The organism is Flavobacterium sp., assembly GCF_052437795.1.
In the GTDB taxonomy this organism is placed as follows: Bacteria; Bacteroidota; Bacteroidia; order Flavobacteriales; family Flavobacteriaceae; genus Flavobacterium.
The window spans coordinates 170355-182814 of the sequence record NZ_JBQVPA010000004.1; the positions used below are offsets into that span (position 1 = coordinate 170355).

Sequence of the window (12460 nt, forward strand, 5' to 3'; positions counted from 1 at the left end):
TGCAAATAGTCTGTTTCCAGTGGTAAATATAGAAAATAAAAAAGCTACTTTCTTTATGTGAAAGTAGCTTTTCTATATATTGTTGGGGATATTATTTCTTCTTAAGAAACGTGTCCACCTCTTCAGGGGTCATAACGCTCTCAACAAAAGTGTAAGCACCTGTTTTAGGCGACTTAACCATCTTGATTGCTTTAGTTAACCTTTTTGAAGCTGTTTGTAACGATGCTACGGTTTTCTTTGCCATGACTCTTTATTATTTAATTTCTTTGTGGACGGTCACTCGCTTAAGGATAGGGTTGAATTTTTTGATCTCAAGCCTGTCCGGAGTGTTCTTTTTGTTCTTGGTAGTAATATACCTTGATGTACCCGGAACACCAGATGTCTTGTGCTCAGTACATTCTAAAATTACCTGGATTCTGTTGCCTTTCTTTGCCATCGTGCTATATATTTATTAGTCCGGATTATTTAATAAATCCGTTAGCTTTAGCTTCTTTCAAAACTGCAGCAATACCGTTCTTGTTAATTGTTTTGATAGTAGAAGCGGCTACCCTAAGAGTTATCCACCTGTCTTCTTCAGGAAGATAGAAACGCTTCTTCACTAAGTTTACACTAAATTTCCTTTTAGTTTTATTCATAGCGTGGGAAACATTATTTCCTACCATCGCTCTCTTACCTGTAAGGGCACAAACTCTTGACATTATTTCTCGCTTTTATATCGTTATTCAAAATCAGGGTGCAAAGAAACAAAAAATAAAAGTATTACGCAAACACAAACAATTAGTTTTTTAATATTTCCTTATAAATTTTTTCAAGCCCTTTATTTGCTGCCCTTTCAATAACTTTTTCACGTGGCTGGCCTAGGTTATATCGCTCACTGCGCACGCCTTCAGGCGTCGCAATAGCGATATAAACTATCCCTACGTCTGCATCGGCATCACCTTTTGAAGGCCCTGCGTTGCCTGTGGTCGCAATGGCATAATCAGCATCAAAAACACGCCTTGCCGCCTCCGCCATCGCTTCAGCCACCTCACCACTTACTACAGAATGTTTATCGATAAGCTCCTGCGGAATGCCCAGCACCGCTACTTTCGATGATGTTGCATACGTTACCGCACTACCTTTAAAATAGGCAGATGAACCTGCTACCGACGTAAGCATCTGCGCTATCCTGCCACCTGTGCAGCTTTCTGCGGTAGCGATGGTCCTGCCCTTTTCCGCCAGCAACCGTCCCAGCACCACTTCAATGGTATCGTCTTCTTCAAAACCTACTATGATGTCGCCTATCAGTGCGTTGAGTTTTTCAGTTTCTTCTGCAAGGCGCTCTTTCAGGACATTTTCATCCGTGCCCCGTGCAGAAAGCCTTAACCTTACACGACCGGGGCTTGGCAGGTAAGCCAGCTTTATGAAATTTGGCAGGTTGTCCTCCCAATCCTCAATACGCTCTGCTACATGGCTCTCGCCCTGCCCGTAGGTCAATATGGTCTTATGGACAATGTATGGCCTTTCAAATTTTTCTACCAGGTGCGGAATTACGCCTGATCCCATGATGCCCTTCATTTCGAATGGCACGCCCGGAAGCGACACGAATACCGTGTTCCCTTTTTCCATCCACATACCCGGGGCTGTACCGGCCGTATTGAAAAGCACCCTGCATCTGGATGGCACCAATGCCTGGTCCTTATTGATCTGCGATGCCGTCCTGCCTGTCACCCTCTCAAACAATTCGATGACATGGGCTTCCACCTTTTCATCGCGTACCAAATGGTCATCAAAATATTCGCACAACGAAACTTTAGTGATGTCATCTTTCGTGGGGCCAAGGCCGCCGGTTATGATCACTACATCCACGCGGTTCTGCAAAAAGGCAAGCGTGCTGAGTATGTGCATCCTGTCATCGCTGACGGACAGCATTTCATATACGCCAATGCCTATCTTATCAAGCGCTTTGGCAATGTATCCCGAATTGGTATCTACTATCTGGCCTATGAGTATTTCATCGCCCACTGTTACTATGGCTGCTTTCATGGCAGTTGGTAGTCTTTTTTAAGTTCTTTCACCGTAAGCTTTACGCGTTCCTTCAGGCTCTTCACAATTTCTTTTACTTCCTTTTTTTTGCCTTCGGCACGGGTCCAGGCCTCTATCGCAAGCACGTCCTCATACGCCAGGTCCATACCAAGCAGGTCGAGCGTAGGCTTTATCTTATGTGCGGCATGGTAAACTTTTACATGATCCTTGTCCTTGAAGCCACTCTTTATATTCCTGATCTCAGCAGGCACTTCCTCAATGAAAAGCACCACGATCTGCCTGGCAAATTCCACATCATTGTCAGAGATAGCATAAACTTTCGATAAATTGTAATTGATAGCCATTATTTCACCTGTACCTTAAACAATTTCCTACCCTGAAGCGAACCTTCCAGCACATCGCCTGCACTTACCTTTGCCACACCCTCGGGCGTTCCCGTAAAAATGATGTCGCCCGTGCGCAGCGTAAAATATTGCGACACATAAGCAATGATCTCGTCGATCTTCCAGAGCATACTGTGTGTATTGCCCCGCTGCACGACCACATCATTATTTGTCATTTCAAATTCGATGTTATCAAGCTCGCCTAATTCTGATCTATGGATGAACTCCCCCACTACTGCCGAACCGTCGAACGCCTTGGCCTTTTCCCAAGGCAGGCCTTTTTCCTTGAGCTTCGACTGCAGGTCGCGTGCGGTAAAGTCGATACCCAGCCCAATTTCGTCATAATATTTATGGGCGAATTTCGAGTCGATATACTTGCCGACTTTGTTAATCTTCACCAATACCTCCACCTCGTGGTGCACGTCATTACTAAATTCCGGTATTACGAACGGGAACTGCTTTTGCACCACAGCCGTATCGGGCTTCATGAAAATAACAGGTTCTTCGGGCCTTTCGTTCTGTAGCTCTTCAATGTGCTTAGCATAATTCCTGCCAATGCAAATGATCTTCATATCGTATTGGATTTAAGCCAATTTATTATTTAATTTCCGGAGTTTTATCGCCGTTAGTACTTTTTTAGTATAGAGCGGAAAGTCAGCATTCTGGATCCAGCCGTAATAGCCCGGCTCCTGATCAAGCACCTTTTCTACTTTAGCACCTTTGTGTTTCCCAAAGGTAAAGATCTCCTCACCATCCTTATCTTTTGCAATAAAGCCCGCAAAATCCACATTCACCTTTCTGGTAGTGTATTCCGCCAGCGATCTTATGTCATTTTCAAGGTCATCGTACCTGTCTAACTGCGACTTGAGTATCTCGTAAGTAGCATTGGTATCGGCTTCTGCGCTGTGGGCGTTCTCAAGGATCTGCCCGCAATAGAACTTATAGGCAGCACTCAGTGTTCGCTCTTCTTTTTTATGGAAGATCGTCTGCACATCTACCGAAACACGGTTCTTCATATCAAAATCCACTCCTGCCCTCAGCAGCTCTTCGGCCAACAAAGGGATATCAAAACGGTCTGAATTGTAACCCCCAAGATCAGAGTCCTTTATAATATTGTGTACCTGGTGCGCAAGTTCCTTAAATGTTGGCTCATTAGCTACCTTTTCATCAGTAATACCGTGAAAGACTATCGTTTGCGGCGGTATCGTCCTTTCGGGGTTTACCAGCCAGGTGCGGCTTTCCTTATTTCCGTTGGGATATACCTTTAGTATCGATATTTCCACGATACGGTCCTTACAGATGTCGGTACCCGTGGTTTCCAGGTCAAAAAAGCAAATCGGCCTGTTCAGTTTCAGTTCCATATAAAAAAATTAGGAAAACAAAGATACGGGCAAAATTTTAAACCATATCAAACTGTTTTCTTTTCTTTGAACAAATCGGGCAAATGCATAATTTATCGATAAAATTTGTAATATATTTACTTACAAAAAATTAACGCTATGAAATTGAAAATCACTCTTCTCTCTGCATTATTTTGCTCTGCCTTAGGTTATTCCCAGGCTGAATTTGTCAACACCGGCTTCGGGAACAATGGCGTAACCTGTGTAGACATTCCCGGGTTGACCATAAAAATGGCTGATATCAAAAAGATAAACGACACCTATTACGGACTGACTAATTTTACTAATATCAGCCTTGTAAAACTATCATCGAATGGTGACCTGATATCGTCCTTTGGCAATAACGGATATCTCCCGATGAATATTGGCCCTACCGGGGGAAGTGTGTATGGAAAAGACTCTGACATCCTCATTACTCCAAATAATGAACTTATTTTGGTGACTACCCCCAGCGGTATTATTCAGGATAACTTTATGACCAAAACCGACCTGAACGGTACTATTATAACTTCATTTGGAAATAATGGATCCATACCGAATTGGAATAGTGATTTTATATATTATATGTCGGCAGAACTAATAAATAATGAGATCGTATTGGTCGGGGCCGGAGCAATTATTACAGATCCACAGAATATCCAGCGGTACATTTTTGTACGGAAATATGACATTGACGGAGAGCCGGTAAGCTCATTTGGTAACAACGGATCAATAACCGCGCCTATTGATAATTTTGTGTCTCCAAATGGAGCGCATTATTTTCAGGACACCAACCGCGTTGCCATCATTGCCAATTATTTCGATAATGTTCAATATCACGGGATCATAGCAATGTATGATATGAACAATGGTATTGCCGATCCTGCATTTGGCACAGGAGGCTTCATAAATCTTTATCCGACAGGCGATACGACCATTTATCCGATGGTATTACACTGCGACAATAATAACATTTATGTATCCGGAAGGATCAGTACGCCCCCTGTAGAGACCCTATTCGTTAGAAAAATGGATCTTACAGGGCAACCTGACCTAACTTTTGGCTCAGGGGACGGCATATACGAGCGCACAATAGGCAATACCCCTTTTCGATATGTCAGTTCGATAAATGAGACTCAGGGGAAGTTTACGATCACCGGAGCCTTATCATACGAAGGTACAGACTATGATAAGATATTTTTACTAAGGCTTAATGAAAATGGCACTGAAGATACAGGCTTTGGCAACAACGGAATGATCGTTAACCCAATGGATCTTGCTCATATCGGAACAGGTTATGCAACACTGATCGAAGAGCACCATATAACGGTGGCAACACTTTCCCTGGAGTGCACATCTGATGACCAGCCTAAACCGGCTGTTGTACAGTTCCTTGCCGAAACTGAATTAAATAACGAGCAGCATCTTGCCTCTGTGCATTGCCTTTACCCAAACCCGGTCAAAGACATATTGAACTTTACCGCGCCAATTGAAAAGGCAGAAGTGTACGATCTCACCGGAAAGCTTGTCATTTCCAAGAACAGCACCGCAAACAGCATCGACCTTTCACAATTGCAAAAAGGCCTTTACATGGTACGCGTTTCGCAAAATGGCGTTATAACCAACAATAAAATAATAAAGGAGTAATTATTATGGGCAATCCCAAATGAAACTGGCTGTCTCATAGCGCACTTTCTTATGATCGAAGTGCCACCATTCACTGGAAAGCGGGGTAAAGCCTGCTTTCTTCATTATGTTGCGCAGCAGCCTGCGGTTCTTTTTTCCGATCTTAGAAACATTATCACTGTTATAGTGCGATATTTCAGTAAAGTCGTCAAACGTGCCACCCATGTCGAGGAGTTCGCCGTTCTCATCTGCAAGTGCTATATCTACCGCCGCACCACGGTTGTGGTTGGAGCCTTTGCCCGGTGGGGCCACGTAGCGCGGATCGTTAACAATGTCATACATTACCTGCTGGAAAGGATACGGCCTGTAGCAGTCGTATATTACAAGTCTCAGACCTTTATCTTTCGCGATCTCATTCGCCCTTCCTAATGCCACGGCCACTTGAGGACGGAGAAAGCAGCGGGCGCAGGGATAAATTTTGGCATGCATAAAGTTGGCGGTATCGGCATAAGCCATCCGGTTGAGCATCCGGGATGCTTCAAGATCCACCTCTGCCCATTCCGGGTCCACAGAGTCCTTAAATACAGCAATGTCATTTTGAGAATGGAACTTAATGCCCGGGGCTTGCATTCCCGCAGAACAAAGCATGAGCAACAGGCAAAGAAATGACAGGGCTTTAAAGATCTTCATCAGAAATATTTTTGTTATAACAAAGATAGTAGATCGCTATCTAATCCTCATAACCACAAATAGTTTTACCCTGCTTCTCTGCCTCCGACAATTTTACTTTCACGATCTCTGCTTTACAGTTGGACAGGCCACGGCGATCTTTTGTAAAATGGTATTTCTTTCCACCCTTGCTTTGGCAGATGTACACCTCTTTCTCAACGGTAATTGATGTAAGCAGTATGAATGCGACAAGAAGGATAAGCTTTTTCATATCAGGTCTTAGTATGATCAAATATAAAAAGAAAACGCTGAATGTTAATTAACCCTCCACCACGCTCGATCTTCATCATCCCTCGCTATCTTTACACTTTAAACGCTTTCCATGAAAACATTATATATATTCTTTACACTGCTATTGCTGGCAGGCTGCAACGCCGCTTCAACATCTGTTGCCCCACAGTCTTTTTCTTCAGCATCTGAAAAAGGCCTTGCTATAGGCACAATTACTTTTGAGGGCGATACTCCGGTAAACGATATTTATAGATTCTTCTATGGCCCTATATCCGGTGATAAAAAGTTCATCAAACGAAATTCCGGCAAGGTCATGATGCAGTCGGGTCGCGACAATGGCCGGCAATTTACCGGCGACTTTAATAACAATAAGACCTATATGTTCATCATTGAAGCAGAACCCGGAAATTACGCTTTCACCCAATATAATGTACTGGACCACATAGGCCCTACAGGTATGGTACGCTTCAGTAAAAAATTCGCGATCCCATTTGAAGTAAGAAAAGGTGAGATCACTTATATAGGTGAGTTCAATTTTAAGGATAAAGTTGAGGAAGGTTCCCCAAAAATATTCATATCAGGCGCTTACGAACGCGACCTACCCGAATTTAAGAAGAAATTTCCGCATATAGATTGGGATAAAGCTGTTGATAAGACAGTTACCTCAGGAGATAAGGGTGGAGGAATCATAGAATTCTTGTAAGAATTAAGATATTAATTACCTAAATTTAACAAGAATTAAGATATTATTTCAAACATTTTTAGTATACAATGTTAAAATATTAACTTTTAACACTTTTTATTGTAATTATCTCAAATGCACTTCCTACATTTATCACACTAAACTTATATGTGCTTATGGAAAAAATTACTTACGACGGAATGAGGAATTTTATTATCGAAAGAGAACTTACTGACAGTGTTGCGATTGCGCTTCACCCGGACAGTTTCGATGATCTTGTGATGGATTACCTTGACTTTAACGGCAACCAGATCGAACGCCCATTTGAGATCCTTGGCATCGAGATCGTGCAGGATAACAGCGGCAGCGTTCCTAAAAACCTGGTACAGGTGCTGGATATGGCTGAGTAACCTCCAATTCCCATCAAATTACAATAAAGGTCCCGGACGCAACTCCGGGATTTTTTATGAGAAATTTTGTAAGTATTCTGACTTATTGCATAACACACCCCTGCTATAATTTAGCCTTCTTTGCACCTGCTTACTCTCAAAAAAAAGTATTGAATGCACAGCAGATTGATGAGTTTTGACGGAATGCAGGAGTTTATAATTGACAACGAGCTTACCGACAGCGTAATGATCACACTTCATCCTGACAGTTTTGATGCCCTTGCGCTCGATTACATTGGGATACACGAAACCATACAGCGGCCTTTTGAAATACTGGGCATTACCATAGAAGAGGACACTACTGGGGAGGTCCTGAGAAATGTGGTACGGATCGTGGAATTATAAGGTCTTATAAGTTCTCTAAACTTATTGCTTTACCAACTTAGAAACAAGCAGGCCTGTATCGGTCGTAGCTTTAACAAAGTACACCCCAGCTTCTAAGCCTGCAACATCAATGGGTTCAGTGTTTCCTGAACTGATGCAGAGCCTGCCGTTAGTATCATGTATGGCAACCGACCGCAATGAAATATCAGTAACATCTATATGCAGTAGATCCTGAGCGGGGTTAGGATAGATCTTTATTTGCTTTTTTGGAAGGTCACTATTACCCAATGTGCTTTTAATTGAAGCATTATCTATAAGCCAGCCATCACCTCCATTGGTATTCATCCTGAATGCCATATAGATTTGCTGCCCTGAATATGAATCAGGAATAGGCACGCTTACCAATGTATACTCCGCCTGCACAGGATTAAGCTCAGTCTCCGTCCATTGTTCAATTAGCGTATAAGCCTGCGGGTATAATTGTACGTTATGTGTTGATATATAAACTCCGTAGATACTCCCCTGGTCTCCCTCTTGCAGCAATCTGGAATAGAACTGAAGCTGCCTGCCGGCTACAGCTGTAAAGCGCGGGGTCATTAGCCAGTCATCTGTTACTTCTCCCTGAGGCATAGTACCCGGCGGTAGGTATATTGCCATTTCTCCCTGATAAGGGGGCTGTCCCGCGTTCCCGGGTTCAGTAGGCATCCATTTTTCATTGAAACCGGCATCATCCATTAACCCCCATTCGTTGGGAAGCAGTATAAAGTTTTCAAAATCCTGATCAGGAAATTGAGCAAGAGCGCCAAAAGGCAGGAGCGCCAGTGATAGGAATAACTTTATTTTCATGGCTTAAACTTTAAGTTTATTTTATCTTCTCAGCAAATTCCGCCAGGCTTACGCTTTCCTGCGTGCCCGAAGCCAGATCCTTTAGGGTAAATGTCCCGCTTTCCATCTCGGCATCGCCGGTAAGCACCACGAACGGTATACCACGCCTGTCGGCATGTTTAAATTGTTTGTCACGTTTGGCTGCATCCGGATACATCTCCACTTTTATCCCTGATCGCCTAAGTTCATTAATGGCTTTCATACTATAGAGTGCTTCCCTGTCACCTGCATTAAAAAACAGCGCCCTAGTAGCTTCGGTGACCGTAGCCGGAAAGAGACCAAGCTCCTCAAGCACCAGGTAGATCCTGTCGAGCCCGAAAGAGATACCCACGCCGCTCATATTCTTCAGCCCGAAAATGCCGGTAAGGTCATCATACCTTCCGCCACCGCCAATGGAACCCATGGCGACTTCCTTTGGTGCGGTAACCTCGAATATGGCACCTGTATAGTAGTTCAGACCGCGGGCAAGGGTTACATCGAGGTCGAGTTCGCTTTTGCCAAGGCCTATTTCCAAAACATTGTCGCAGATGAAACGCAGCTCTTCCACACCTTTCAGCCCTTCTGCCGAAGAAGCGAGAAGGGTTGCTAGCTTGTCCAGCTTTTCATTTATAGTACCGGTAAAACTGAACAGCGGCTGCACTTTTTCGATGGCTTCCGCAGAAATGCCTTTTTCGGTCATTTCCTTTTTTACGCCGTCCTCGCCAATTTTGTCCAGCTTGTCCAGTGCCACAGTAAAGTCGATGAGCTTGTCCTTTGCCCCGATAACCTCGGCAATGCCCGAAAGCACCTTGCGGTTGTTGATCTTGATGGTTGCCCCGACAAGCCCAAGGGTAGTGAACACACTGTCGTATAACTGCACCAGTTCCACTTCCTGCCAAAGCGAGGTTGACCCCACCACATCGGCATCGCATTGGTAAAACTCACGGAAACGGCCCTTTTGTGGACGGTCGGCGCGCCATACCGGCTGTATCTGGTAACGCTTGAATGGGAATTCGATCTCGTTCTGGTGCTGTACCACATAACGCGCAAAGGGTACCGTAAGGTCATAGCGCAGCGCTTTTTCGGAAATGCGCGATGTGAATTTATTAAGCTCGATAAGCTGTTCCGTTGAGATCGTTTCTGAAGAATTGACTAATAATTCCTCCAACGATAGCGGCAGGTCAATTTTCTTTTTGTCAAAAAAGAAATTGCCGGAATTCAATATCTTAAAAATAAGCCTGTCCCCTTCCTCGCCATACTTACCCATCAGGGTTTCTGAATTCTCAAACGTAGGCGTTTCGATAGGCTGGTACCCAAAAGTCTCAAAATGATGCTTTATTGCCGACATTATGTATTGACGCTTAGCCACCTCTGCTGGTGAAAAATCTCTTGTGCCTTTTGGGATGCCCGGTTTCTGTGCCATTTTTTCTAATTTACGTTTTATGCAAATATACGGAGGCGATTTCAGATTTCAGATTTTAGATTTCAGATTGAGCTTCACTCCTACCCTTTAACAAATATTATGGGATTGAGTGGCAAATCTGAAATCTGAAATCTGAAATTTGAAATGAAATATGTACTTTAGTGCCATAAAAACCATTTCCTATGCTTAGCCTGGCCAGGGAGAATTCCAAAATAGCCTTTGATTCGATTAAGACCCAAAAGCTCCGCACTGCGTTAACCGTGCTTATCATAGGCATCGGCATCTTCGCATTGGTGGGGATCCTTGCCGCAGTGGCGGTGCTTGAAAGCAGCATTACCGGTAACTTCTCTTCTATGGGTGCTAACACTTTCTCTATATCCCGCTATGATTTTTCGCAGCAGATCGAGAATGACCAGATGAAGGTCAACCCCATTATCAGCTACCCGCAGGCTAAGGAATTCCAGGATAAGTTTACCTATCCGTCGGCAGCCACGTCGTTATCCTTTACTGCCGGCAGCAACCTTGAGGTAAAATATGCCGACAAAAAGACCGACCCGGAAATTACCGTTGTAGGCGCCGATGAATACTTCCTGCCCAACTCGGGATTGGAAACAACAAAAGGCCGTAACTTTAATAGCTTTGATATAAGCAACAACAACTATGTGTGCATAGTGGGCTCCGATTTTGAGAAAGGGCTTTTTAAAGATGTGAACCCCATTGATAAAACAATATCCGTAAGGGGTGCGCGATTCAAGGTTATTGGCGTGCTCAAGGAAAAAGGGTCCACCTTTGGCAGCCGCCAGGACCTGAGGCTTATCATCCCGATACAGGTAGCGCGCTCGCTTTTTACTGCTCCCAATATCGACTATGAAATAAAGGTTGCCATAGGCAACAAAGACATGCTTTCGTCATCAGTAGATGAAGCAGAACTGACCATGCGCCGCGTACGCAGGCTCAACCCCGTACAAGAGGATAATTTTGGCATCGAGCGCAGCGACGAGCTTTTACGCCAGATGCTGGAAGAGTTGGAATTCCTGGGCATATCAGCATGGGTTATTGGCATCATAACTATTTTCGGGTCTTCCATAGCGCTCATGAATATCATGCTCGTATCGGTAACCGAAAGGACACGGGAGATCGGTGTGCGTAAATCTTTGGGCGCTACCAAAATGACTATTGCCATGCAATTCCTGACCGAAACGCTCATCATTAGCCTTTTGGGAGGGGTCATAGGGATCATTCTTGGACTTCTTGTAGGCGGCGTGGGGGTTTCTTTGATTTTCGGCATTTCGTTCCCAATGCCATGGGAAGCTATATTATCGGCACTCGCAACCATTCTCATTGTCACGCTGGCCTCAGGACTTGCACCATCAATTAAAGCTGCGGGACTGGATCCTGTGGAGGCGTTACGTTATGAGTAAAGAGAATCCGGATCATGAATGCTGATACCGCAGGTTTATCCTAAAGCCGACACCATCCTGTCATTCCCATAAATATCCTTTTTCAGCGTTACATTCTTATAACCGTAGCTTTCCAGCATTTCTACGGTCTCATTGCCCAGGTATTGGTTGATCTCGAAGTAGAGCATGCCATTTTGGGCAAGGCCAGCTTTCGCCAAAAGCGCTATTTTCCGGTAAAATAAAAGTGGGTCGGTATCTTCCACAAACAGCGCAAGGTGCGGCTCAAACTCCAGTACGTTAGGGCGAATTTCGGCTTTCTCCAGCTCGCGCACATAGGGCGGATTAGAAACAATGATATCATAAGTACCTGGAAGTTCCTCTGTTTCCAGAATATTTTTCAAAAGGAAATGCACTGTAACGCCATTAGCCTCCGCATTTTTTTCGGCTACAGCCAAAGCCTTTTCCGAAACATCTATGGCCGACACTTCCGCCATTAAGAGGTTATTTGCTAAAGAAATGGCAATGCACCCACTGCCAGTACCAATATCGAGTACCTTTATCTTTCCTTTATGCTGGTTCTCTTTAATGATCCACTCCACTAACTCTTCGGTTTCGGGACGCGGGATCAGCGTGTTCTCATTTACTTCGAACTCCAGTCCGTAAAAATGCGTTTTGCCAAATATATACTGTATTGGCCGCTGCTTTTCCAGCTCCTCCAGCACATCGTTCCACTTTGTAATTTCTTCATCAGACAAAACCGCATCGGGGTTCAGCGCCACATCGCTGCGTTTCCATCCTTTAAGTTCGCTAAGTGCAATGCTGAAAAAGCTTTCCGCCTCCATGGCATCATAGAGCGGGGTTAATGTATTGAGGAAATGGGTACGATAGTCTTTTAGTTTCATAGGTCAAATTCAGGGTTTCGGGTTAAGCGTTCCAGGTTCGCAC

Annotated in this window: 17 protein-coding genes; 5 read left to right on the top strand and 12 right to left on the bottom strand. The window is 44.2% G+C overall.

The annotated features are described in order from the left end of the window. Nucleotides 1-91: 91 nt before the first annotated feature. The 7 genes from ACT6R0_RS13465 to ACT6R0_RS13495 form a co-directional block, all read right to left on the bottom strand. Nucleotides 92-244 carry a DUF4295 domain-containing protein gene (locus ACT6R0_RS13465; RefSeq protein ID WP_444654322.1) on the bottom strand — a complete coding sequence of 51 codons (153 nt, stop codon included), beginning with the start codon at nt 242-244 and terminating at the stop codon, nt 92-94. A gap of 9 nt (nt 245-253) precedes the next feature. Next, nucleotides 254-436 (bottom strand): 50S ribosomal protein L33, encoded by a 183-nt coding sequence (gene rpmG / locus ACT6R0_RS13470; RefSeq protein WP_008253902.1) that lies wholly within the window; start codon nt 434-436, stop codon nt 254-256. Nucleotides 437-461: 25 nt separating this feature from the next. Further along, on the bottom strand, nt 462-698 hold the full coding sequence (gene rpmB, locus ACT6R0_RS13475) for a 50S ribosomal protein L28 (RefSeq protein WP_020212604.1): 237 nt from the start codon (nt 696-698) through the stop codon (nt 462-464). A gap of 79 nt (nt 699-777) precedes the next feature. After that, a complete protein-coding gene (locus ACT6R0_RS13480) occupies nt 778-2025 on the bottom strand; it encodes a CinA family nicotinamide mononucleotide deamidase-related protein (RefSeq protein ID WP_444654320.1) in 1248 nt (415 codons plus the stop codon). Beyond that, nucleotides 2022-2369 carry an Hpt domain-containing protein gene (locus tag ACT6R0_RS13485; protein ID WP_444654319.1) on the bottom strand — a complete coding sequence of 116 codons (348 nt, stop codon included), beginning with the start codon at nt 2367-2369 and terminating at the stop codon, nt 2022-2024. Before ACT6R0_RS13485 ends, ACT6R0_RS13480 begins: the two co-directional genes overlap by 4 nt. Then, nucleotides 2369-2980, bottom strand: coding sequence for a fumarylacetoacetate hydrolase family protein (locus ACT6R0_RS13490; protein WP_444654318.1), 612 nt, complete (start codon nt 2978-2980; stop codon nt 2369-2371). The genes ACT6R0_RS13485 and ACT6R0_RS13490 overlap by 1 nt, the downstream gene beginning before the upstream one ends. A gap of 12 nt (nt 2981-2992) precedes the next feature. Then, complete coding sequence (locus ACT6R0_RS13495) at nt 2993-3769, bottom strand: exonuclease domain-containing protein (RefSeq protein WP_444654316.1); 777 nt, start codon at nt 3767-3769, stop codon at nt 2993-2995. Nucleotides 3770-3907: 138 nt separating this feature from the next. Between ACT6R0_RS13495 and ACT6R0_RS13500 the strand changes: the two genes are divergently transcribed. After that, complete coding sequence (locus tag ACT6R0_RS13500) at nt 3908-5434, top strand: T9SS type A sorting domain-containing protein (RefSeq protein ID WP_444654315.1); 1527 nt, start codon at nt 3908-3910, stop codon at nt 5432-5434. A gap of 3 nt (nt 5435-5437) precedes the next feature. Here the strand turns inward: ACT6R0_RS13500 and ACT6R0_RS13505 are convergent, their stop codons facing one another. After that, nucleotides 5438-6103, bottom strand: a complete 666-nt coding sequence (locus ACT6R0_RS13505; RefSeq protein WP_444654314.1) for a M15 family metallopeptidase — start codon at nt 6101-6103, stop codon at nt 5438-5440. Nucleotides 6104-6143: 40 nt separating this feature from the next. Next, nucleotides 6144-6353, bottom strand: a complete 210-nt coding sequence (locus ACT6R0_RS13510; protein ID WP_444654313.1) for a hypothetical protein — start codon at nt 6351-6353, stop codon at nt 6144-6146. A gap of 111 nt (nt 6354-6464) precedes the next feature. On the opposite strand from ACT6R0_RS13510, the gene ACT6R0_RS13515 reads away from it, so the two are divergent. From ACT6R0_RS13515 to ACT6R0_RS13525, 3 genes are all read left to right on the top strand, one after another. After that, nucleotides 6465-7076, top strand: coding sequence for a hypothetical protein (locus tag ACT6R0_RS13515; protein WP_444654311.1), 612 nt, complete (start codon nt 6465-6467; stop codon nt 7074-7076). 155 nt (nt 7077-7231) lie between these two features. Beyond that, nucleotides 7232-7465 (top strand): hypothetical protein, encoded by a 234-nt coding sequence (locus tag ACT6R0_RS13520; protein ID WP_444654310.1) that lies wholly within the window; start codon nt 7232-7234, stop codon nt 7463-7465. Between the two features lie 153 nt (nt 7466-7618). Beyond that, nucleotides 7619-7849 (top strand): hypothetical protein, encoded by a 231-nt coding sequence (locus ACT6R0_RS13525; protein ID WP_444654308.1) that lies wholly within the window; start codon nt 7619-7621, stop codon nt 7847-7849. Nucleotides 7850-7870: 21 nt separating this feature from the next. Here the strand turns inward: ACT6R0_RS13525 and ACT6R0_RS13530 are convergent, their stop codons facing one another. Both ACT6R0_RS13530 and hisS read right to left on the bottom strand, forming a co-directional pair. Further along, complete coding sequence (locus ACT6R0_RS13530; protein WP_444654307.1) at nt 7871-8674, bottom strand: choice-of-anchor J domain-containing protein; 804 nt, start codon at nt 8672-8674, stop codon at nt 7871-7873. A gap of 16 nt (nt 8675-8690) precedes the next feature. After that, the gene (gene hisS, locus ACT6R0_RS13535; RefSeq protein ID WP_444654305.1) at nt 8691-10115 is read right to left on the bottom strand and encodes a histidine--tRNA ligase; all 1425 of its coding nucleotides are present in this window, start codon (nt 10113-10115) and stop codon (nt 8691-8693) included. 182 nt (nt 10116-10297) lie between these two features. Here hisS and ACT6R0_RS13540 point away from each other — a divergent pair, with 182 nt between their 5' ends. Then, nucleotides 10298-11536, top strand: coding sequence for an ABC transporter permease (locus ACT6R0_RS13540; protein WP_444654303.1), 1239 nt, complete (start codon nt 10298-10300; stop codon nt 11534-11536). Nucleotides 11537-11571: 35 nt separating this feature from the next. On the opposite strand, the gene prmC is transcribed toward ACT6R0_RS13540, so the two are convergent. Beyond that, entirely contained in the window at nt 11572-12417 is an 846-nt protein-coding gene (prmC, locus tag ACT6R0_RS13545) for a peptide chain release factor N(5)-glutamine methyltransferase (protein WP_444654302.1), read from the bottom strand. Nucleotides 12418-12460 lie beyond the last annotated feature (43 nt).